The sequence below is a fragment of the Synechococcus sp. GEYO genome (genome assembly GCF_900473955.1).
Lineage (GTDB): Bacteria > Cyanobacteriota > Cyanobacteriia > PCC-6307 > Cyanobiaceae > Synechococcus_C.
Map to the genome: position 1 here is coordinate 85,005 of NZ_UCNL01000003.1, position 19,582 is coordinate 104,586.

Annotated in this window: 24 protein-coding genes; 11 read left to right on the plus strand and 13 right to left on the minus strand. The window is 58.8% G+C overall.

Translation table 11 applies throughout. The features are described from left to right. Window positions 1-92: 92 nt before the first annotated feature. The 3 genes from DXY37_RS01355 to DXY37_RS01365 form a co-directional block, all read right to left on the minus strand. Window positions 93-434 carry a ribulose bisphosphate carboxylase small subunit gene (locus tag DXY37_RS01355; RefSeq protein WP_066905746.1) on the minus strand — a complete coding sequence of 114 codons (342 nt, stop codon included), beginning with the start codon at window positions 432-434 and terminating at the stop codon, window positions 93-95. A gap of 59 nt (window positions 435-493) precedes the next feature. Next, window positions 494-1,909, minus strand: a complete 1,416-nt coding sequence (locus tag DXY37_RS01360) for a form I ribulose bisphosphate carboxylase large subunit (RefSeq protein WP_067092932.1) — start codon at window positions 1,907-1,909, stop codon at window positions 494-496. Window positions 1,910-1,981: 72 nt separating this feature from the next. After that, window positions 1,982-2,293, minus strand: a complete 312-nt coding sequence (locus DXY37_RS01365; protein ID WP_006169870.1) for a BMC domain-containing protein — start codon at window positions 2,291-2,293, stop codon at window positions 1,982-1,984. A gap of 321 nt (window positions 2,294-2,614) precedes the next feature. On the opposite strand from DXY37_RS01365, the gene DXY37_RS01370 reads away from it, so the two are divergent. Further along, on the plus strand, window positions 2,615-3,220 hold the full coding sequence (locus tag DXY37_RS01370) for a non-canonical purine NTP pyrophosphatase (protein WP_115125016.1): 606 nt from the start codon (window positions 2,615-2,617) through the stop codon (window positions 3,218-3,220). 4 nt (window positions 3,221-3,224) lie between these two features. On the opposite strand, the gene DXY37_RS01375 is transcribed toward DXY37_RS01370, so the two are convergent. Beyond that, window positions 3,225-4,010 (minus strand): BMC domain-containing protein, encoded by a 786-nt coding sequence (locus DXY37_RS01375; protein WP_115125017.1) that lies wholly within the window; start codon window positions 4,008-4,010, stop codon window positions 3,225-3,227. 96 nt (window positions 4,011-4,106) lie between these two features. On the opposite strand from DXY37_RS01375, the gene DXY37_RS01380 reads away from it, so the two are divergent. Next, window positions 4,107-4,514 carry a hypothetical protein gene (locus tag DXY37_RS01380; RefSeq protein WP_115125018.1) on the plus strand — a complete coding sequence of 136 codons (408 nt, stop codon included), beginning with the start codon at window positions 4,107-4,109 and terminating at the stop codon, window positions 4,512-4,514. A 10-nt stretch (window positions 4,515-4,524) separates the two neighbouring features. Here DXY37_RS01380 and DXY37_RS01385 read toward each other — a convergent pair whose 3' ends face one another. Beyond that, window positions 4,525-5,016, minus strand: coding sequence for a hypothetical protein (locus DXY37_RS01385; protein WP_115125019.1), 492 nt, complete (start codon window positions 5,014-5,016; stop codon window positions 4,525-4,527). Between the two features lie 137 nt (window positions 5,017-5,153). Between DXY37_RS01385 and DXY37_RS01390 the strand changes: the two genes are divergently transcribed. The 3 genes from DXY37_RS01390 to bchL all read left to right on the plus strand — a co-directional run bounded on the left by DXY37_RS01390 (window position 5,154) and on the right by bchL (window position 9,054). Further along, window positions 5,154-6,428 (plus strand): ferredoxin:protochlorophyllide reductase (ATP-dependent) subunit N, encoded by a 1,275-nt coding sequence (locus tag DXY37_RS01390; RefSeq protein ID WP_115125020.1) that lies wholly within the window; start codon window positions 5,154-5,156, stop codon window positions 6,426-6,428. A gap of 5 nt (window positions 6,429-6,433) precedes the next feature. Continuing rightward, window positions 6,434-8,014 (plus strand): ferredoxin:protochlorophyllide reductase (ATP-dependent) subunit B, encoded by a 1,581-nt coding sequence (locus tag DXY37_RS01395; protein WP_115125021.1) that lies wholly within the window; start codon window positions 6,434-6,436, stop codon window positions 8,012-8,014. 149 nt (window positions 8,015-8,163) lie between these two features. Continuing rightward, window positions 8,164-9,054, plus strand: a complete 891-nt coding sequence (gene bchL, locus DXY37_RS01400; protein ID WP_067092925.1) for a ferredoxin:protochlorophyllide reductase (ATP-dependent) iron-sulfur ATP-binding protein — start codon at window positions 8,164-8,166, stop codon at window positions 9,052-9,054. A gap of 3 nt (window positions 9,055-9,057) precedes the next feature. Here bchL and DXY37_RS01405 read toward each other — a convergent pair whose 3' ends face one another. The 3 genes from DXY37_RS01405 to psaM form a co-directional block, all read right to left on the minus strand. Next, a complete protein-coding gene (locus tag DXY37_RS01405) occupies window positions 9,058-10,020 on the minus strand; it encodes a protochlorophyllide reductase (protein ID WP_115125022.1) in 963 nt (320 codons plus the stop codon). Between the two features lie 118 nt (window positions 10,021-10,138). Beyond that, window positions 10,139-10,480, minus strand: coding sequence for a hypothetical protein (locus DXY37_RS01410; RefSeq protein ID WP_115125023.1), 342 nt, complete (start codon window positions 10,478-10,480; stop codon window positions 10,139-10,141). 49 nt (window positions 10,481-10,529) lie between these two features. Then, window positions 10,530-10,634: a photosystem I reaction center subunit XII gene (gene psaM / locus DXY37_RS01415; RefSeq protein ID WP_067092922.1), complete on the minus strand. Its 105-nt coding sequence runs from the start codon at window positions 10,632-10,634 to the stop codon at window positions 10,530-10,532. A gap of 79 nt (window positions 10,635-10,713) precedes the next feature. Between psaM and DXY37_RS01420 the strand changes: the two genes are divergently transcribed. The 3 genes from DXY37_RS01420 to DXY37_RS01430 all read left to right on the plus strand — a co-directional run bounded on the left by DXY37_RS01420 (window position 10,714) and on the right by DXY37_RS01430 (window position 12,911). Continuing rightward, window positions 10,714-11,214 carry a CRR6 family NdhI maturation factor gene (locus DXY37_RS01420; RefSeq protein WP_115017072.1) on the plus strand — a complete coding sequence of 167 codons (501 nt, stop codon included), beginning with the start codon at window positions 10,714-10,716 and terminating at the stop codon, window positions 11,212-11,214. Next, the gene (locus DXY37_RS01425) at window positions 11,211-11,816 is read left to right on the plus strand and encodes a hypothetical protein (RefSeq protein ID WP_244276768.1); all 606 of its coding nucleotides are present in this window, start codon (window positions 11,211-11,213) and stop codon (window positions 11,814-11,816) included. Before DXY37_RS01420 ends, DXY37_RS01425 begins: the two co-directional genes overlap by 4 nt. 105 nt (window positions 11,817-11,921) lie before the next feature. Further along, on the plus strand, window positions 11,922-12,911 hold the full coding sequence (locus DXY37_RS01430; protein ID WP_244276769.1) for a hypothetical protein: 990 nt from the start codon (window positions 11,922-11,924) through the stop codon (window positions 12,909-12,911). Window positions 12,912-12,913: 2 nt separating this feature from the next. Here DXY37_RS01430 and DXY37_RS01435 read toward each other — a convergent pair whose 3' ends face one another. Beyond that, window positions 12,914-13,693 (minus strand): sulfite exporter TauE/SafE family protein, encoded by a 780-nt coding sequence (locus tag DXY37_RS01435; protein ID WP_244276770.1) that lies wholly within the window; start codon window positions 13,691-13,693, stop codon window positions 12,914-12,916. Here DXY37_RS01435 and DXY37_RS01440 point away from each other — a divergent pair. Next, a complete protein-coding gene (locus tag DXY37_RS01440) occupies window positions 13,692-14,465 on the plus strand; it encodes a lipoate--protein ligase family protein (protein WP_115125026.1) in 774 nt (257 codons plus the stop codon). The genes DXY37_RS01435 and DXY37_RS01440 overlap by 2 nt on opposite strands. Here DXY37_RS01440 and DXY37_RS01445 read toward each other — a convergent pair. After that, entirely contained in the window at window positions 14,438-15,706 is a 1,269-nt protein-coding gene (locus tag DXY37_RS01445; RefSeq protein WP_115125027.1) for a site-2 protease family protein, read from the minus strand. The two genes, DXY37_RS01440 and DXY37_RS01445, sit on opposite strands and share 28 nt — an antisense overlap. Before the next feature lie 69 nt (window positions 15,707-15,775). Between DXY37_RS01445 and DXY37_RS01450 the strand changes: the two genes are divergently transcribed. Together DXY37_RS01450 and DXY37_RS01455 are read left to right on the plus strand one after the other, a co-directional pair. Continuing rightward, entirely contained in the window at window positions 15,776-16,459 is a 684-nt protein-coding gene (locus DXY37_RS01450) for a phosphoribosylanthranilate isomerase (RefSeq protein ID WP_115125028.1), read from the plus strand. Between the two features lie 58 nt (window positions 16,460-16,517). Further along, the gene (locus DXY37_RS01455; protein ID WP_244276771.1) at window positions 16,518-16,976 is read left to right on the plus strand and encodes a hypothetical protein; all 459 of its coding nucleotides are present in this window, start codon (window positions 16,518-16,520) and stop codon (window positions 16,974-16,976) included. A 58-nt stretch (window positions 16,977-17,034) separates the two neighbouring features. Here DXY37_RS01455 and folE read toward each other — a convergent pair whose 3' ends face one another. The 3 genes from folE to DXY37_RS01470 are packed head-to-tail and all read right to left on the minus strand — an operon-like array spanning window position 17,035 to window position 19,563. Next, window positions 17,035-17,829: a GTP cyclohydrolase I gene (folE, locus tag DXY37_RS01460; protein ID WP_115125030.1), complete on the minus strand. Its 795-nt coding sequence runs from the start codon at window positions 17,827-17,829 to the stop codon at window positions 17,035-17,037. 12 nt (window positions 17,830-17,841) lie between these two features. Continuing rightward, a complete protein-coding gene (locus tag DXY37_RS01465; RefSeq protein ID WP_115125031.1) occupies window positions 17,842-18,549 on the minus strand; it encodes an SDR family oxidoreductase in 708 nt (235 codons plus the stop codon). 24 nt (window positions 18,550-18,573) lie between these two features. Continuing rightward, on the minus strand, window positions 18,574-19,563 hold the full coding sequence (locus DXY37_RS01470; RefSeq protein WP_067092914.1) for an acetyl-CoA carboxylase carboxyltransferase subunit alpha: 990 nt from the start codon (window positions 19,561-19,563) through the stop codon (window positions 18,574-18,576). Window positions 19,564-19,582: the final 19 nt, after the last annotated feature.

The following is a 19,582-nucleotide window of genomic DNA, read 5'->3' on the forward strand; positions in this document are numbered from 1 at the left end:
GTGAAGTCGTCGAAGAGCTGGGAGCTGATGCTCCCGAAAAAAATCTGGAGCCCTGAACTCAGATCAGGGCTCGGAACCAAAGGCTCGAAGGATCAGCGTCCTTCGAAAACCACGAAGCAAGCACCCTGGCTCTGGGTGTAGGCGTCGTAACCGACGATGCGCACGTGGTGGTCGGGGTAGGCGCGATGGCAAGCCTCGAGCTCACTCACAACAACATTGAGGTCCTTCTCACCAAAGAAGGGCAGCTTCCAATAAGACCAATAGGTGGCCATGGAGTTGCTGGGATGGACGTGCTCGATAAGCGGGCTCCAACCCTGGGCAATGATGTAGGCGATCTGGTCGTAGATCTCGTCCTGGGTCATCGGCGGAAGAAAGCCGAAGGTCTCCAGGGTGGCGACTGTTTTGTAGTCACCCACGGTGCTCTGGAAAGGCATGGGGATCCTGGGTGTAAGTAAAAAAGGTGGCCGGTTCAATTAACCGGCCGTGGTTGCGATCAGTTCTGAACGTCGAGCTTGTCGACGGTGTCGAACTCGAACTTGATCTCCTTCCAGGTCTCGAGGGCGATCGCCAGCTCAGGGCTGTGCTTGCCGGCTTCCATAAGGATGTCGCGGCTTTCTTTCTCGATCTCGCGACCGGCATTGCGTGCCTTGACGCAGGCCTCGAGGGCCACACGGTTGGCAGCAGCACCTGCAGCGGAGCCCCAGGGGTGACCGTGGGTACCACCACCGAACTGCAGAACGGAGTCGTCACCGAAGATCGCCACCAGTGCAGGCATGTGCCACACGTGGATACCACCGGAAGCAACTGCAAACACGCCAGGCATGGAACCCCAGTCCTGATCGAAGAAGTTGCCGCGGCTGCGGTCTTCAGGCACGAATGATTCGCGCAGCTGGTCGATGTAGCCGAGGGTGGTCTGACGATCACCTTCGAGCTTGCCGACCACCGTGCCGGTGTGAAGCTGGTCACCACCAGACAGACGCAGACACTTGGCGAGAACGCGGAAGTGGATGCCGTGCTTGGGATGACGGTCGATCACCGCGTGCATTGCACGGTGAATGTGCAGCAACATGCCGTTTTTGCGGCACCACTTCGACAGACCGGTGTTGGCGGTAAAGCCACCGGTAATGAAGTCGTGCATCACGATCGGCATACCGAGTTCCTTGGCGAACTCAGCGCGTTCGTACATCTCCTCGGGAGTGTTGGCGGTCACGTTGAGGTAGTGACCCTTGCGCTCTCCGGTCTCCTGCTCAGACAGCTTGATGGCTTCGGCAACGAACTCGAAACGGTTCTGCCAACGCTGGAAAGGCTGGGAGTTGATGTTCTCGTCGTCTTTGGTGAAGTCCAGACCACCACGCAGGCACTCATAGACCACACGGCCGTAGTTCTTACCGCTCAGGCCGAGCTTCGGCTTGATGGTGCAACCAAGAAGAGGACGGCCGTACTTGTTCATCCGGTCGCGCTCGACGCAGATGCCGTTCGGGGGGCCGTAGCAGCTCTTGATGAAAGCGATCGGGAAGCGGATGTCCTCGAGACGCAGGTGACGCAGAGCCTTGAAGCCGAAGACGTTACCGACCAATGAGGTCAGAACGTTGGTAATGGAACCCTCTTCGAACAGATCGAGGGGGTAGGCGATGAAGGCATAGAAGGATTCCTTGTCTCCAGGGACATCCTCAATGCGGTAGCAGCGGCCCTTGTAGAAATCGAGATCGGTAAGGAGCTCGGACCACACGGTGGACCAAGTACCCGTGGACGATTCAGCAGCCACAGCAGCGGCAACCTCTTCCTTGGGCACACCTTCCTGGCCGGTGCACTTAAAGCAGGCCAGCAGGTCAGTGTCTAGGGGAACGTAATCAGGAGTCCAGTAAGTGTCCCTGTACTCCTTTACCCCGGCGTCGTACTTCTTGCTCATGAGAAAACTCCGTTAAGTCGTTGAAGGCGGGTGAGTCGTTGAAACCTCAAAATTTCAGAGGTTCAGACGAACTCAGTCCTTCTGACCAAGGAAGTTGCCGTTGCCCAGTGCAGGCTCCACTTCGCGGTGGGGGCGGGCAATGATGTGAGCAGCAACGAGGCCGTCGCCAACGCGCTCGCAAGCATCGGCGCCAGCACGCACAGCAGCGTTCACAGCACCGGTTTCGCCGCGCACCAGAACGGTGACATAACCGCCACCGACGAACTCACGACCGATCAGGCGCACTTCGGCTGCCTTGGTCATGGCGTCAGCCGCTTCAATCGCAGGAACGAGGCCGCGTGTCTCGATCATGCCGAGAGCGATGCCCATGGTTTCGTTTGCCATTACCTACCGGGAATAGGGGGGGGATGTTCGCCGGTGAGACTGCTCTGCCAATGGGCGCCCCGTCAAGAGCTAATGCGCTTTCTCGGGATCACTGTCCGTAGTGAACCTGATAAGCCCTGCTGATCACCCTGTCAGGGACTGATCTAAAGAACTGTGCGCTCCGAAGTCAGCACGCCAACACATGCGGTGGCAAGACCGAAAAAGGTCCATAGCGTTACAGACGGGAATTTGAAAAATTCGGTTTTTCCGGGTGGGATGTTCAACCTCTTCAGGTTTCCACTGACTACTGAGGCTCAAAAGACTTACACCTGATCACACACAATGGTGCTCCAATCCAGGAGCAGCGCTTTGCGCACGCTGATCATCGCCAGCGGAAATCCACAGAAGGTTGCTGAGATCGAAACGATGCTTGGCCCAATCAACGTGTCGGTCCAGCGCCAACCATCCGATCTGGATGTTGAGGAAACCGGGAGTACCTATTTGGAGAATGCACGGCTCAAGGCCATTGCCGCGGCTGCAAGAACAGGTTGCTGGGCTCTGGCGGATGATTCCGGACTTGAAGTAGATGCCCTCGATGGAGCTCCAGGGCTCTACACCGCACGGCTTGCCTCCAGTAATGAGGAAAAACTCTCCAAGCTCATGCAGGCGATGGCGGACGTGCCTTATCGCAGTGCCCTCTTCAGAAGCGCCATGGTGCTCTGCTCACCCGATGGAGTCTGCGATGAGCAGGCTGAAGGGATCTGCTGGGGTGAGCTTCTGTCTGCACCGGCCTATCCAGGAGGCGGAATTGAATCGTTGTTCTGGGTGCGCGAGGCCGGCTGCAGTTATGGAGAACTGAACACCTCCCAGCTGTCCAAACTTGGGAGTCGAGGCAAGGCCGCGCGCGCTCTGGCACCAGGTCTGCGCAGAAGACTGGACCTGGACTGAACGCTCAGCTCCGCGCGGCGCGTCGATTCACCAAATCAATCGCACGCATGGCGGCAGCCGCGGCCTCCTCCACATCACCCTCCCGTCCAGCGAGCGTGAGACGTCCGAAAGCTCCCACGGCCTTCACATCGACAAGCGTGATGTTAGATGCCTTCTCCGCTTCATTCGCGGCAATCAAGACGTATCCAGCAGGCTCGGTCTCCAGGATGAACATGCTCATTCCTGCCTCGATCATCGAACCACGCCGGTTCTGACGGTTGATCAAGACAGCATGATCTGGAGTGATCGCACGAATCACTTCAGTCCAACTCACCTCAGCGGGTGTTCGCTGGTCAACCGAGCTGCCAATGGCCTCCAGTACAACATCACCGGAATGGAGCACTGTGCTCTGGTCTCGGTGATACAGGGCCATCGAACCGAAGGCCCTTTCAACCACCATCTGTCCGAGGCGAACATTGCTGGCCTTCAAAGCAATGTCGGTCACCCGATGAACAGCCATACCAGGCGAAACCTCCATCCATAGGCAGGCATCCCCAGGAATCGGCAAAAAACCCTGACTCACCGTTCCCATGTAGGCGGCCAACTGTGGCTGCAGTGAATCGATGAACACATGGGTGCGCAGCTCGATTGACTGCACAAGACTGTTTTTCCGACTGAGCCGAGAAGACTCCGAGTCAGTCGTAACAACGCAGCTCGCTCCGCTGACAGAGGGATTCACCTCCGTACCAGTGACGAGAGCGCTTCCGCCAACCCGCCGCTCTCTGGCGTCGAAGCCGGCGAGACGATTCATGGCGCGGATCTTACCGGATGCCGATCGGCAAACAGCGTGCAGGTGCTTGCACTGCCCCACACAGCCGATAACTTCGGGCAAATCGTCCTGTGAGCCATGGCTTCCGCCCGTCGAAAATCAGAGGAACCTGGCCAGCTTTCCACTGAACTCAACGCCGAACAGGCCCTGGGTCTGGTCAGCTACAGCCTGATGCAGCGTCTTGCCGGCGAAGGCCAGGCCGAGATGCCCTGGCTGGACACTGATGACAGCAGCCATGCCGGCATGGTGCGCAAGCTTCGCCAGAGACTGGAACTCACCGCCCTGGCGGTGGATAGCGGAGCTCCCTTAACGACGACTGAAGTCACCTATTTGCTCGGGGCTCGACCAGGCACGGAATCTGTCGAAAGGGGAGGCCTGACAGCGCGGCGCGTCAGTCGCAATGTCTGGCGCCTGAGCCGGATGGACGACTCGGATGGGCGTGGCAGCGGCAGCTTCGCTGATGATCGCTTCCGCCGCCGACTCTGAATCCCACTGATCAGGACTTCGGCTTCTCATCCGCCTTGGCATCGGCGCTGTCATCGGCAACATCGATGCAGACCGTTGTGGATGCCAGCTGTTCACGCGCCGCGAGCAGCGGAGCAGCCTTGCCCTTCAGTTGCTCAGCCGCTTCTGCCAGGGTCAGGTCCTTGTTCTTGCTGACTTCAGCAACGGCTTTGCGGAAGAAATCCACCTGATCTCGATACTCCTTCACTTCGGCCTTTTCAAGCTGACCCTCAGCTTTGTTGAGAGCCGAGAGAGCGCCTTTGAGCTTGTCTCCCGCCTGTTGAGCATCCGCCACGGTGGAATCAGGAGTGAGACCGTTGACCTGCTCCACGGCAGCGTCAACGTCGGCCTGAGCGGCACAGACGGCTTCAACACCATGAACGACCTTCACCTCATCCTTCTCCGCCTTCTTCTCAGCCGACTGACAGGCCACAAGTGCCAGGCCCAGCGCAAGAGCGGCAGGGAAAACACGCAGAGAAGACATCAGTGGATCTGAGGCGGTCGTCGAAATGTACCCAGATCCACCATTTCCGACTGCAACGATCCCAAAGAGTTTCAGACACTTGCACCGTTGAGCCGATCCGGAGTCATGGTGAAAGGGAGGACAGCTCTGGAATCCCGATGGGCGCCAATCTGCGTAAGGAATCTGGACCCCGGGAGGTGTTCTGTGGGCTGACATCGATCGTCTGGCTGCATCGACGCATGCCCGATGCCTTTTTTCTGGTGGTGGGGTCGCGCACCTGCGCCCATCTCATCCAGAGCGCAGCGGGCGTGATGATCTTTGCTGAGCCCAGATTCGGCACAGCCATCCTTAATGAACGAGACCTGGCAGGCCTGGCTGATGCCCACGACGAACTGGACCGTGTGGCTCGTGAGTTGCTGGCACGACGCCCCGAGATCCGCACACTCTTCCTCGTGGGTTCCTGCCCGAGCGAGGTGATCAAGCTCGATCTTGCCCGTGCCTCCGAACGCCTCAACGAGGAATTACAAGGCAGGGTTCGTGTGGTGAACTACTCCGGAAGCGGAATCGAAACTACATTCACAGAAGGAGAGGACGGCGCCCTGTCAGCCCTGGTGCCCTTTCTGCCGAGCACCGACAAGCGCCAGCTTCTGCTTGCGGGAACCCTGGCTGATGCAGTTGAGGACCGCTTGGTTCACCTGTTCGCCCGTCTCGGAATTGAGACTGTGTGCAGTCTTCCACCAAGACAGTCCACGGAATTGCCAGGTGTGGGTCCAGGAACCACCGTGCTGCTCACCCAGCCTTTTCTGAGCAACACCGCACGCTTGCTGAAGGAACGGGGCGCCAAGGTGCTTAGTTCACCGTTTCCGCTCGGGGCGGAGGGCAGCCGCCGATGGATGGAGACAGCCTGCAGGGATTTCAACCTGCCTGGAGATCGGGTTGCTGCAGTGCTGGATCCTCTGGAAGAGAGAGCGCGCATGGCGCTTGCACCCCACAGGGCGGAACTCACTGGGAAACGCATCGTGCTGCTGCCGGAATCGCAGCTTGAAATCCCCCTTGGACGCTTTCTACAGCGCGAGTGCGGCATGGAATTGGTGGAGGTCGGCACGCCTTATCTCAACCGCGAACAGATGGCGCCGGAACTGGAACTGCTGCCGGAGGGCACCGACGTGACGGAGGGTCAGCACGTGGAGCAGCAGCTGGACCGTGTTCGCGATCAGCACCCGGATCTTGTGGTGTGCGGGATGGGACTGGCCAACCCCTTGGAAGCGGAAGGCATCACCACCAAATGGTCGATCGAACTCGTGTTCAGCCCCATCCACGGCATCGATCAAGCCGGAGATCTGGCCGAATTGTTCTCACGCCCGTTACGCAGGAGGCAACTCATCCATCCAGCACTTCATCCGCAGACCTCGAATCCTTCCATCCACGCCTGATTCCCATGCAACTGACGCTCTGGACGTACGAAGGACCACCGCATGTGGGGGCCATGCGCATCGCCGCCTCGATGCACGGCGTGCACTACGTGCTGCATGCGCCTCAAGGTGACACCTATGCCGACCTTCTGTTCACAATGATCGAACGGCGCGGGCAGCGCCCACCGGTGACTTACACCACCTTTCAGGCACGCGACCTGGGAGGCGACACAGCCGAACTGGTGAAGCGCACAGTGCGTGAAGCGGCAGAACGTTTCCGTCCGGATGCACTGCTGGTGGGTGAAAGCTGCACCGCTGAACTGATTCAGGATCAACCGGGCGCCCTGGCTCAGGGCATGGGACTGAGCATGCCCGTTGTAACCCTGGAACTACCCGCTTACAGCAAAAAGGAGAACTGGGGAGCGGCAGAAACGCTTTACCAGCTTGTGCGCAATCTGCTGAAGCCCCAGGCACCTGATCAGCCGCAGCATGATCCCAAGGCCTGGATGGCCGTCGGCCGGCGACCTCGAGTCAATCTGATCGGTCCGTCCCTGCTGGGATTTCGATGCCGTGATGACGTGCTCGAAATCCAGAGACTGCTCACCGTGCATGGCATCGATGTCGGAGTGGTCGCACCGCTGGGAGCGGAGGTCAGCGATATCCAGCGAATCCCCCAGGCAGATCTGAATGTGTGCCTCTATCCGGAGATCGCCGAATCGAGCTGCAGCTGGCTTGAACGCAGCTTCGGAATGCCCTTCACACGCACGGTCCCAATCGGCGTCGGTGCCACCCACGACTTCCTGGTGGAGTTGCACACACTGCTGGGGATGGATTCACCCACAGGAGAGGAAGGGTATCGCTGTTCAAGGCTTCCCTGGTATTCGGAATCCGTTGATTCCACCTACCTCACAGGTAAGCGGGTGTTCATTTTTGGCGACGGCAGTCACGCCCTGGCGGCAGCTCGCATCTGCAGTGAGGAGCTTGGATTCAAAGTGGTTGGCCTTGGCACCTACAGCCGCGAGATGGCACGGTCGGTCCGTGCGGCTGCCAAGGAACTTGGCCTTGAAGCCCTGATCAGCGATGACTATCTGGAGGTCGAGGCGGCCATGGCCGACGCCGCTCCCGAGCTGGTGCTTGGAACCCAGATGGAACGACACAGCGCCAAGCGATTGGGAATCCCTTGCGCCGTGATCAGTACGCCGATGCATGTGCAGGACGTTCCTGCTCGCAACAGCCCTCAGATGGGATGGGAAGGCGCCAATGTGATTTTCGACGCCTGGGTGCATCCGCTGATGATGGGCCTTGAGGAACATCTGATCGGCATGTTCCGCCATGACTTTGAGTTTGTGGACGGACATCAGAGCCACCTGGGTCATCGCGGCGGGACAGATCAAGCAGCCGAAGAGCACAGCCCATCCCCCGTGGTCATGAGCCATGAAGAGCAAGGCCCGGTGTGGACTGCCGACGGCGAGGCGGAACTGAAAAAAATCCCCTTCTTTGTGCGTGGCAAGGTGCGCCGAAACACCGAAACCTATGCACGCCAGGAGGGGCGCCTGGAGATCAGCAGCGAAACGCTCTATGACGCAAAAGCCCACTACAAGGCATGAGCAAATTCACTCATTCCTTTTAATCAATCCAAAGAAAATACGATGGTCAAGCATTTCTGAAACGAAGGATCTTTTATTTCTTGGTGAATATCAGCCGGGATGCATGTGTTGCTGTTGAATGAGATTGATCCCTTTTGCAAAGGTCCTGCATGACCACGACCCTGACGCGGCCAGCTGACGGAGAAGGCAGTGTGCAGGTCCTTCAGGACCCGTCGCTGAACATCCAGGAGGAGACCCTGGTGATTGCCGTTTACGGCAAAGGCGGGATCGGCAAATCCACCACCTCCTCGAATCTTTCAGCCGCTTTCTCAAAACTGGGCAAACGGGTGCTGCAGATCGGCTGCGACCCGAAACATGACAGCACCTTCACGCTCACGCACAAGATGGTGCCAACGGTGATTGACATCCTTGAGGAGGTGGACTTCCACAGCGAAGAGCTACGACCAGAGGATTTCGTGTTCACCGGATTCAACGGCGTGCAGTGCGTTGAGAGCGGCGGCCCACCGGCAGGGACGGGCTGCGGTGGCTATGTCACGGGGCAAACCGTGAAACTCCTTAAGGAGCACCATCTGCTGGAAGACACCGATGTGGTGATTTTCGATGTGCTTGGAGATGTGGTTTGCGGGGGATTTGCTGCGCCGCTGCAGCATGCGAACTACTGCCTAATCGTGACCGCCAATGATTTCGATTCGATCTTTGCGATGAATCGGATCGTCCAGGCGATCCAGGCCAAAGCCAAGAACTACAAGGTGCGGCTGGGAGGTGTTGTCGCCAACCGATCGGCAGACACGGATCAGATCGATAAGTTCAATGAGCGCACAGGTCTGCGAACCATGGCTCACTTCAAGGATGTGGATGCCATTCGCCGCTCCCGCCTGAAGAAGTGCACCATCTTTGAGATGGACGACGACGACGAGGCAGTGCAAGCCTGTCGACAGGAATATCTCAACCTTGCACAGAACATGCTCGACAAGGTCGAACCCCTCGAAGCCGTCTCATTGAAGGATCGCGAAATCTTCGACCTGCTTGGATTTGACTGAGCTTTAGGTTCTGGCACCCAGCCCGACCAACCCCACCGACAGCTCCCAGACCCTGCTAGCGGTCTGGGAGTCGGTGACCTTGTCGGACAAGTCCTGGCTGAACTGCTGTCCGTTTTTCTTCTGACGGTTGCCCCAGCTCCAATGCACCCCGGATTCTGCAAAATCTGGATCAGCAACCACCTGGGCAACACGCTCACCCGCCAGCGGCTGGGAGACATAGCCACCGGTGATGTTCTTCTGAAACCAAGGAAAGATTTTTCTGAACAGCCTTGGGGCGTTGCGGAAGAGCGGAGTGTCGGCAACACACCCTGGGTAGAGCGAGGTGAAACTGATGCCGGTTTCGGCGTGAAAGCGCCGGTGCAGTTCCTGCGTGGTGATCATGTTGCAGAGCTTGCTGTCCTTGTAAGCCTTCCCGGGCTTGAAGGACTTGCCGCTGGCCATCGAAATAGGATCTTTGAAACCGGCCTCAAAGCCGGAGAGATCACCGAGATCGGCAGGAGCAGGAATCGGAATTTTGCCTCCAAGCTCCTTGGAATTCGCAGTGACCGTGCCAAGAATCACCACACGGCGAGAGGGGTGTGTCGAGGCCATGAGACGCTGCATCAGCAACTGAATCAGCAAGAAATGGCCGAAGTGATTGGTGGCCATCGAGATCTCATAACCCTGGGGTGAACGTTCTGGCTGTTTCAGCTTCGGCTTGTAGACGGCAGCGTTGCAGACCAAGGCATCGATCTGGTCGGGCAGTCCCTCCACCGCCTGGCGGACACTCGCCAGATCACCCAGATCCATCAGCACGTGCTTCAACCGCTCAGTGGGCAGGTCGAGCTCATCGGCAGCGGCGGCGGCACGCTGAGGAGAACGGTTGGCCGTGATCACAGTCCAGCCCTGTTGCAGAAGAGCACGTGTGGCATTCAGACCGACCCCGGATGTGGTTCCGGTGATCAGAACAGTGCCTGGAACGGGCATCGGGGGATCTGTGCAGATCGCTCAGTCTGCCGCTCAGACCATGCGTACAACCGCCACCGGTCACGAAACTCTGCGGGCAGCTGTCAGCCCCAAAGAACAGGCCATTAGAGCAAGACCGTTAGCGCCAAATCACCCGTAAGCGATTGGGAGCAATCCATTGCTCCTGCTCATCCATCAAACGTTCGTCACCACCGAGGGTGAACAGGGTGTCAAAGCGATGTTGCAGCCCTTGCAGCTTGGTGGCTTCCACATCCACCACAGCCGCCAGCTCTCCATGGCGGTCGAGCCGCTCTTGATATGCCATCGACAACCGCACAACACTCACCACGCCCAGAAAGATCAGACCACCCTTCACGGCAAGCGCCAGGGCACTGCACAACAGTTCCCTTCGATCATTCTGCTGCTGAAGCAAGGCCGCCAGAGAGGCGGCATCAGGTGCTGACGAAACGGCTTTCTGCATGCCCGCTTGTAACGCGGCGTACCGTTCGTGCCAAGAGGCCCCTTAGAGCTCAGGCGCGATAGAGGCTCACGCAAAGCCGAATCGCAAGGATACCGGCGTGAGCAGCCACCACGAGAGCGATGAAGATTTCGGCCTGGGTAAGGGTGCTGACCATGACGGAAGCTTGAAACCTTTGCATTCTTTCCTGCGCAGGCCTCGGGGCGCCATCATTCGCAAAGGCCTGTCACACCCGCATGGAAGCCTTGAGTCCTGATTCCCTGGTGACGATCGACGCAAAAGCGATCAGGACACTGAACCTGCAGGCGCTTTCAGCCTGGATGGAACGCCCTCTTCAGGAGCTGCTCGATGCCGGCGCTGTCCTGGAATTGCGTTACGACTGGCCCCGTGAGGTCAATGACCCAAGAGAGCTGAGCGAATGTCCTGAGCCTCGGCTGTGGGCTCTGCGTGCAGACGCGCACTACCCCTGGCTGCCTTTGTTGCTGGATCGCACCGGCGGAAGCCTGGCTCAACATGTGGCGATGTTGGTTCCCCACGATTTCAGCCCCAGCGAAGGCATCCGTTTCGACCCCCAGGCCCTTGAGATCTGGATCACTCACCGGCTGATGCTTCTAGATCAGCATGGAGCAGATGCGGGGATTCCTGGACATCAACGCGGCAATCTTTCCTTGATGGCGGCAAGCCTTGGCTTCGAGTTGGATGGGGGGTTCTGGGAGCTGCTGGACCAGGCGCGATGACCCCGAGGAGAGCCGGAGGTCAGTGGTGCTGCCTAATGCTGGCGGGGGTTCTTCTGCAGGGCTGCTTGAGGAGATCACCAGCAGAGCAAGCCCTCAGAGCACCAGCGCAAGCCTCCATCCCTGCAGCGATTTCAGGATCACAGCCACAGGAACCTTCACCACCAGGGCAGCTCGGCCCAACCCCAGAGCTCATTGCCAATCTGAGCCAAGCGCCTCTTTCTTTGTCGGCTCGACGCACTGAAGACGAACGTCAGGATGGAGAACGCCTCTGGAAACTTGAGCTTCATCAAGACGATCGACTTCTGGCCAGCTGGGAGGCCGTGAGCGGGTTTGCTTCCAGCCAATCACTCGATCGCCGCTGGTCTCCCGGCAATGGAGCCCCCCTGCCTTCGGGCAACTACTTCTTGGGTCTGCCTGAAGCCTTGGGAGACGACATCTGGCTCACCCTGACGCCACGCTTCGAAACGACCCGCTCCGGATTGGGCATCCATGGTTGCAACCCCGGCAGTGGCTGCGTCTGTCTTCCAGATCGCACCTCACTGGAGGCACTCGCAAGTTGGGTAAAAACATTCCAAATCCAGTCACTGACCGTGTTGAACTAAGCCTTCAAAGAAGACCGCACGCAGGATGCGCACAATCCACGTGTTGTTCACACAACACAAGCACCGCGAGACGCTTCTTAAAACCAGATGGAATTCATTGGATCGATGGACGTCAACATCTGGATGGTTATTGGCTTTTTGTTAGCTGCCTACTCAGTGGTGGCGAACGATTCGCTTCAGACACTCGGCACTTACATCTCATCCAACAAAAAACGCACTCCCAAAGTGGTGCAGATGATTTTCATCTGCACCGTCACGATCTGCGTGCTGATGCTCGGCTGGTCCATCAACGGCGGCGACCCTGCTTGGGGACGGCTGGCAAACTTCCCGACTCCTGAAACTTTCACCTGGGCCTACATCATTCCTCCGATTGCGGTGCTGGGGCTGACCGCCTGGGGCGCGCCCGTCAGCACATCCTTCCTGGTGCTTTCCGCATTTGTTCCCAAGAACATCCCAAAACTTCTCGAAAGTTCTCTGGCTGGTTATTTCCTGGCGTTCTGTCTCGGACTGGCGGCCTGGGTTCTTGGAATGTGGCTACTGGAGCGTTGGGTGTTCCGGCGGACCCAGGAAGGCAAGGATTTCAACAAGGTTTGGTATGGCCTTCAGTGGTCCTCCACCGGCTTCCTCTGGAGCATGTGGATGGTGCAGGATCTCGCCAACATTTTCGTCTTCCTTCCCCGCGAGCTTGAATTATTTCCGATGCTGGTCTGCACCGCCGTCCTCTGCATCGGACTGTGTGTGCTCGTCGCCATAGGCGGTGGTCCGATTCAGGGTGTGCTTCGCAGCAAAACCAACACCACTGATCTGCGTTCGGCCACGGTGATCGACTTCATGTTCGGGCTTTGCCTGCTGTACAAGGCATTTCTCAGCAGCTTCCCGTTAAGCACAACGTGGGTGTTCCTGGGTTTGCTGGGTGGTCGTGAAATCGCCCTTCGCATCAAAGAACAGGAATTTGAATACGCCTTCACCAACCGATCCGGAGGCAGTCTCGGCAAGATCGTTGGCGGCGATCTCTGGAAAGCGTCCATCGGCGTAATTGTCAGCCTGGTGATCGCTCTTGGCCTTCAGCCTCTGATCGCCTGGACTGGGGGCTGAGTTCAGTTCAGGGAGAGCGCGAGGGCGATGGCCCTGCGACCGCTGTCGATGGCTAGCACCAATGCCAGAAGCCGTAAGAGCCAGGCCAGCATTCCCGGCTTGACCCGATCCAGGCGGGATGCGGTCCACTGGGCCGAAACAGCAGCAACGCCTCCGAGCAGCAACCCCATCCAAGCCAGTCCCCGTCCTTCCTGCAGAAACTGGAGCGAGGCTGCACTGGCCGAACAGGCCACGGCCAACGTGCTCAGTCGAATCGCCTGACGGATGGGCATCGACAGTCCCCTCACCATCAGGGGCACCATCAACAGCCCTCCGCCCAGTCCAAGCAGTCCTCCGGACAGACCCGCCACAGCACCGACCGCAGACAACCCCCAGGGAGATGGACGCTGCCCATCACTCGGTTGAGATGCTTCAGGATCGGCTCGGATTGAGCCAGCCAACACCAGATACAGCAAGGCCTGCAGAGCCAAGAGGTGCCAGCCGGCAACCAGACCACCCAGACGACTGAAGATCAGTGCAGTCGCAAAAGCCGTCAGGCCAATCACCATGGCAGGTTTCAGCGGCAAGGAACGGCTCCGCCAATGGGTGTAACTGCCGCCGATCGCCGTCGGCACGATGGCAAACGTGCTCGTTGCCAGCGCTTGGTGGGGGCTGAGCCCCATCCAGAGCAGAAGAGGCGCGAAGATCAGACCACCACCGATTCCCAGTAGACCGGCCAGAGCTCCTGCCAGGAGCCCCAATGGCACGGCCAGCAGCACATCCGCCAATGTCATCGCCGCCATGACTCTGCCAGCATCCTGCCGGTCCGAGCACTTACGCCACGGTCGCCTGCTGCCGACTCTCACGCTCAACGGCGCCGAACAGATGGCCTTGGATGCCCTGCTGCTTGAGCAGTGCTGGACAAGGGGGCAGAAGCAACCGGTGCTGCGCTTCTACGTTTGGAGCCGGCCATCCCTCTCCCTGGGCAGGCATCAACGGGACATTCCAGAGGCTTGGCGAAACCTTGCCAGGACAGGTGAGCTAGATCTGCTACGCCGCCCTAGTGGTGGCGGTGCCGTGCTCCATGCCGGTGGCCTGACCTACGCACTGGTGTGGCCTGAAGCACCGCGACAGAAGCGGGAGGCTTTTCTGCAGGTGAACCACTGGCTCACCGCAGGCTTCTCAAAACTGGGCTTCAGTCTTAATCCAGGCGTCGCCCCTGCAGAGGCCGGCGCCGTGAACTGCTTTGCCCGTTCCACAGCGGCCGACCTTGTCGACAGTCAGGGAACCAAACGCATTGGCAGTGCCCAGTTCTGGCAGCACGGCCATCTTCTGCAGCACGGTGAAATCCCTCTCAACTCACCGGCGGATCTCTGGCGAACCGTATTCGGAACCGACCCTCCGCAATGGAGGCCAGCCGCGCCCGATGCCTCGGCAGTCGAAACAGCGCTGATCTCCAGTTTCAGCGAGGGGCTGTCAAATCACGACTGGACTGATCAGCCCCTGAGCAGCGAAGAACTCACCTTGATGCAGCAAGGTGCTGAGCGTTATCGACTGGATACTTCAGCACTTTGATCATCAAGAAGCCCTGAAGCACGCATACTCTTCACCACCTGGGCCAGGGGCATTCCGAACGGATAAGTGTTGGAGCGGCGTGCCGCCGTGAGCATGGCCTCCGGCAGTTTCACGGATAAACCCTTGAGAACGGCTTCGCCCAGATCAATGCGATCAAGCGTTCCGTCGGGCAAACCGGCAGGGCCGAGCACCAGCAGACGCCCCTGCTCCGTCTCTTCCAGAGCAAGGACCGCCTCCCAGAGTGGTGCTGCCTGCTTGATCGAGGGCAAACGCTCCAGGGGCTGAAGATGATCAGCAATGGTCTGGCGATCCCATTGCTGAACAGGTAGGTCCTTAAGTGGCTGATCCGTGATGAAGCCAATCCATCGACCGCCTCGACAGACAAGCACCCAGTCAGGGATGCAGGGATCGTCGCTGTCCACCGCTCCCAGACGCAACTTGCTGAGACTGCGCAGACTCTGATCCGCCTCCACCACGCGGAAGCGACGGGAGGTCGCCGGTCCAACAGTTTCCCGCTTGAGCACCTGTTGCAGGGCCAGGGTCTGGGTCTGACTTCGGGACGCGCTCATTCCGAACCAGCCGAGAAGCACGAGCCACAGTCCAGCGAATCCACCTCCCCTAAGCACAATCCAGAACCCGATCACCAAGGCAAGGAGAGATAGGAAACGACCACTGGCGGTCGCCACCTGAATGCCTCGACGTTGACTGCCGGTCCACTGCCAGACAAGGGATTTGAGAATCAAGCCGCCATCCAGCGGCAACCCCGGCAGCAGGTTGAACAGCGCCAGCACCAGATTGAGCCCCCCGAGCTGAGCCACAAGATTTCCCAGTAGGGGGCTGACATGTTCAGCGGAGTGGACACTGAACAGCAACACAGCTCCAAGGATCAGACTCACCGCCGGACCGGCGGCAGCCACCCTGAGCGAGCCCATCGCCGTGGAGCATTCCCGTTCCACCCGAGCGACTCCACCCATCAAAAACAGGGTGATGCTGCTCACCTTCACTCCCTCGCGCAGGGCCACAAAGGAATGGCCAAGCTCATGCAACAGCACAGACACAAACAACAGCAGCGCAGTGAGAAGCCCCATGGACCAGCTGATCCAATCAGCACCGGCTGCGGCAGGCAGTTTGGCGACCTGCTGCTGAAAGGCCATGGTGAACAACACCAGAACAATGAACCAACTGGGATGGACCCTCAGAGGGATCCCGCCGATTCGCATAAGTTGCCAGCCATCACCCAAATGATTTTCCGGCGGGCTGGCCGGCAGTGTTAGCTCAATCCTAGAAAGGAGATCCAATGCTGCTCCCCCATGGTCGATCAGGGCCTGTCTCTCAAGATCTGCGGCCTAACCGACTGCGATCAGGCCTGTGAGATCGCCGCCATGGGAGTGGATGCGATCGGCGTGATCGGAGTCCCGGACACGCCGCGTTTCGTAGAGCCGAATCAACGTAGGGCCATCTTTCAGAGACTGACCCAGGAACATCCCTTACTGAAGCGGGTCTGGGTCGTGGCAGACCCCAGCAATGAACTCCTGACATCGGCACTGTCGGGGGAGGGACAGCCCTCGGTGGTGCAGCTGCATGGGGAGGAATCGCCACAACGATGCGCAGAGCTGCGTTGGCTGTATCCCGCCATCAAGTGGTGGAAAGCCCTACGCCTGCGTGGGGAGGAGGATCTCAACGGCATCGACGCCTATGCCGCCAGCGTGGATGCCCTGCTTCTGGATGCCTGGAGCCCGAAGCAGTTGGGAGGGACGGGGCATCGCCTCGATCCTGCATGGCTTGAGCGGCTGGAGACGCGGATCTGCAGCAACCTTCCCTGGTGGCTGGCTGGAGGGATCAGCGCTGAGTGGGTCCCAACACTGGTGCATCAAGTGAGCCCCTTTGGTCTGGACGCGTCCAGCCGCCTGGAGCACAGTCCGGGGGTGAAGGATCTCCGTCGTGTCGAAGCACTCGTTGAGGCCGTCAGGGTCAATTCGGGCAACCGGGGATAGGTTGAATCTCCCTTCAACAGCACCCATGTTCCGGGCTACGTCACTTTTCCTCACCCTGATGGCGGCAGTCCCATTCGGGGGTTCAGCCCAGGGCATGCTGCCGGGATGCCGACTGGAGAACGGCAGTCTTCAATGTGTGCCAGGCCTGACGGCAAGCCCTGAAAAGCAGATTCAGGTGCTCGATGGACAGATCGACCAGGGGCTTCAGCAGGAGGGACATCTGCAGCAGGCGATCCAAGGACTGCAACGCTTTGTGCTGGTTGGAGAGGCCAGGGAAGGTGCGCTGCTGAAAGCGGAACTGCAACTTCAGGGAGCTGAAGTGGATGAACTTGATGTCCACTGGTACCGCCGCAGTGGCCAGGGGAACTGGACGCTGGTGGAATCGGGCTCAGGCCACAGCTATCAAGTCGGCCCGCAGGACCGAAACGAAAGGCTGATGGCTGTACTGGTAGTGCGCGGCCTTGACGGCAACGTTCAACGAGTCAGCAGCAACGTGATCGGTCCGATCAGCAATTGAACAATTGGGGAGCTGCTTGAGGCACCCCATGTCCTACTCAGCCAGCGAGCGGATCAGATCAGTTACTCAGCAGAGCTTCCTGCTGGCGCACAAGCTCAAAGAATTCCTGCTTGAGGCTGGGGTCATGACGGAAGTCACCCCGGACCACGGAATTGACCATGCTGGTCTGAGGCTCTTTCACACCACGCCATTTCATGCAGTAATGCTGAGCCTTGATGATGATCCCGAGGCCCTTGGGCTCGCAGAGTTTCTCGATTTCGTCTGCAAGGATCATCACTGCCTCCTCCTGGATGTGAGGCCGTGAGAACACCCAGTCCGCGACGCGGGTGAATTTGGAGAGACCGATCACTCGGGCACCTGGCTTAATGCCGACCCAGCAGTTGCCCATAATTGGCACAAAGTGGTGAGAGCAGGCGGAACGGACGGTGAGAGGTCCAACCGTATAGATCTCATCGAGCTGCTTCACGTTCGGGAAGCTGGCCACCTTGGGTTGTTGGTGATAACGCCCCTTGAAGACCTCTTGGATATACATCTTGGCGACCCGTTCGGCCGTCTCTTCGGTGTTGTGGTCGTTCTCGATATCAATCACGAGGCTGTGCAGAAGATCACGGAAGCGATCTGCCACTTCCATCTGAAGCTCCTCTAATTCTCCAGGGAGAATGTGATCGGCGATGTTGTCATTGGCGAGGAATGAAGCCCCACGCTCACGCAGACGCTCGCGAATCACCTCGGAGATCTTGGCGTCAGTAAGAGCGAACTGACCACGGCCCTTACTCAGTGACGCATGCGAACTCAGTTGACTGAGCGCAGCGGCAGTGGTTCCGTTAGTGGAAGTAGGAAGTGTAGAAGTCATCTCTTTCAGAAGTCAGAAAGCGCCTGTAGCTGGCATGAGGGTTAAATCCTCAACAACCTGAGTGGCAGGTTGCTGGGCCAAGTGAAGAAGAGCGGCAGCGGCCTGATTGACGGGCAGCATGGCACGTCGGTCGAAGTCACTGTCTACGGTCGGGGAGTCCCAGAGGGAGGTATCGACCGCACCAAGCGTGAGAGTGCAGGCACGAATGCCATGAGCACGTTCTTCCTCACCCAGGCAGCGAGTGAAACTCGCCAGAGCAGCTTTGACGGTGCAGTACGCCCCCCAACCGGGAAAAGCGTTTCTGGCCGCATGGCTACTCACGTTGATCACCAATCCACCCGCTGGTCTCATGGCAGGAACAACAGCGGAACAAACCTGGAAAACACTGGTGAGGTTGAGTTGAATCAACCAGTCCCAGCGGTCTAGAGGCATCTCCAACAATTCCCCGGTCCAGGCAGCACCGGCATTGTTGATGAGCACTGAAGGGCGAAAACCCTGATTCAGTAATTCACCAATGCCGGGAGCGATGGCGGATGAGTCGGTGAGATCGATCGCCTTGTAGGCGACACGAACACCACCAGCACTCAGTTCCGACTCGAGAGACTGCAATGCAGCCTCACTGCGGGACACAAGAAGCAAATCCCACCCCGCCTCGGCAAAAGCCTTGGCAGCGGCATGACCGATTCCACGTGATGCGCCGGTGATCAGAACGGAAGGCAAGAAATCCGTGCAATCCGGAGCACCCTAGGCAGCGAAACCTCCTTCCGGCGAGGTGGCGTCGAGGAAACGCCCCATGGCCCTGAATTTCATGTAGCGCTGATCCCTCAGATCATCGACGGACAAAGCCAGAAGATCGTCGAGATGGCGATTCAGTGCTGCTCTCAGCGTCTCACCTGCTTCGAGGGGAGCCCAATTGTTACCACCAGCTGGCTCAGGCAAAACTTCGTCGACCACACCAAGGCTGAGCAGATCCTTGCCGGTGATCCGCAACGCAGCCGCAGCCTCGGAAGCCTTCGCCGCATCACGCCAAAGAATCGAGGCGCAGGCCTCAGGGCTGGCCACGGTATAAACGCTGTGCTCAAACATGATCAGCCGGTCAGCGACTCCGATTCCGAGTGCACCGCCGGAGCCCCCCTCACCGATCACCGTGGCGACGATGGGAACCCGCAGGCTGAACATCTCGCGCAGATTCACGGCAATGGCCTCACCCTGCCCCTGTTCCTCCGCCAACAGACCGGCATAAGCCCCGGGCGTATCGATGAAGGCCAAAATCGGCAGACCAAAGCGATTGGCATGCTCCATCAGCCGCAGAGCTTTTCGGTAGCCACCCGGAGTGGCCATGCCGAAATTCCGCGCCACATTCTCCTTGGTGTCACGCCCCTTCTGATGGCCGATCAGAAGAACCGATCGTTCCCCTAGCCGTCCGATCCCACCAATCAGTGCCTGGTCATCACTGCCACGGCGATCACCATGCAATTCAACCCAGTCATCACAGAACATCTGGATGAAATCGAGGGTGCTTGGCCGATGAGGATGCCGGGCAACCTGAATTTTCTGAGCCGGGCTCAGGGAACGAAAAATCTCATCACGACGGCGGGCTGCAAGCGTTTCCAACTGCAGCAGTTGCTGGCTGACGTCGACCTCTGAATCTCTTGCCAGCTGACGGATCTGCTCGATCTGCTGTTCGAGCTCCACCAGCGGTTTCTCGAAATCAAGCAGGGGGCGACGTGCCATTGAGGAAGGGGAAAACGAC

Coding starts and splice junctions, on each gene's coding strand:
- DXY37_RS01355 (WP_066905746.1), bottom strand. CDS start 434: ATGCCTTTCCAGAGCACCGTGGGTGACTACAAAACAGTCGCCACCCTG.
- DXY37_RS01360 (WP_067092932.1), bottom strand. CDS start 1,909: ATGAGCAAGAAGTACGACGCCGGGGTAAAGGAGTACAGGGACACTTAC.
- DXY37_RS01365 (WP_006169870.1), bottom strand. CDS start 2,293: ATGGCAAACGAAACCATGGGCATCGCTCTCGGCATGATCGAGACACGC.
- DXY37_RS01370 (WP_115125016.1), top strand. CDS start 2,615: ATGGTGCTCCAATCCAGGAGCAGCGCTTTGCGCACGCTGATCATCGCC.
- DXY37_RS01375 (WP_115125017.1), bottom strand. CDS start 4,010: ATGAATCGTCTCGCCGGCTTCGACGCCAGAGAGCGGCGGGTTGGCGGA.
- DXY37_RS01380 (WP_115125018.1), top strand. CDS start 4,107: ATGGCTTCCGCCCGTCGAAAATCAGAGGAACCTGGCCAGCTTTCCACT.
- DXY37_RS01385 (WP_115125019.1), bottom strand. CDS start 5,016: ATGTCTTCTCTGCGTGTTTTCCCTGCCGCTCTTGCGCTGGGCCTGGCA.
- DXY37_RS01390 (WP_115125020.1), top strand. CDS start 5,154: ATGGGCGCCAATCTGCGTAAGGAATCTGGACCCCGGGAGGTGTTCTGT.
- DXY37_RS01395 (WP_115125021.1), top strand. CDS start 6,434: ATGCAACTGACGCTCTGGACGTACGAAGGACCACCGCATGTGGGGGCC.
- bchL (WP_067092925.1), top strand. CDS start 8,164: ATGACCACGACCCTGACGCGGCCAGCTGACGGAGAAGGCAGTGTGCAG.
- DXY37_RS01405 (WP_115125022.1), bottom strand. CDS start 10,020: ATGCCCGTTCCAGGCACTGTTCTGATCACCGGAACCACATCCGGGGTC.
- DXY37_RS01410 (WP_115125023.1), bottom strand. CDS start 10,480: ATGCAGAAAGCCGTTTCGTCAGCACCTGATGCCGCCTCTCTGGCGGCC.
- psaM (WP_067092922.1), bottom strand. CDS start 10,634: ATGGTCAGCACCCTTACCCAGGCCGAAATCTTCATCGCTCTCGTGGTG.
- DXY37_RS01420 (WP_115017072.1), top strand. CDS start 10,714: ATGGAAGCCTTGAGTCCTGATTCCCTGGTGACGATCGACGCAAAAGCG.
- DXY37_RS01425 (WP_244276768.1), top strand. CDS start 11,211: ATGACCCCGAGGAGAGCCGGAGGTCAGTGGTGCTGCCTAATGCTGGCG.
- DXY37_RS01430 (WP_244276769.1), top strand. CDS start 11,922: ATGGACGTCAACATCTGGATGGTTATTGGCTTTTTGTTAGCTGCCTAC.
- DXY37_RS01440 (WP_115125026.1), top strand. CDS start 13,692: ATGACTCTGCCAGCATCCTGCCGGTCCGAGCACTTACGCCACGGTCGC.
- DXY37_RS01435 (WP_244276770.1), bottom strand. CDS start 13,693: ATGGCGGCGATGACATTGGCGGATGTGCTGCTGGCCGTGCCATTGGGG.
- DXY37_RS01450 (WP_115125028.1), top strand. CDS start 15,776: ATGGTCGATCAGGGCCTGTCTCTCAAGATCTGCGGCCTAACCGACTGC.
- DXY37_RS01455 (WP_244276771.1), top strand. CDS start 16,518: ATGGCGGCAGTCCCATTCGGGGGTTCAGCCCAGGGCATGCTGCCGGGA.
- folE (WP_115125030.1), bottom strand. CDS start 17,829: ATGACTTCTACACTTCCTACTTCCACTAACGGAACCACTGCCGCTGCG.
- DXY37_RS01470 (WP_067092914.1), bottom strand. CDS start 19,563: ATGGCACGTCGCCCCCTGCTTGATTTCGAGAAACCGCTGGTGGAGCTC.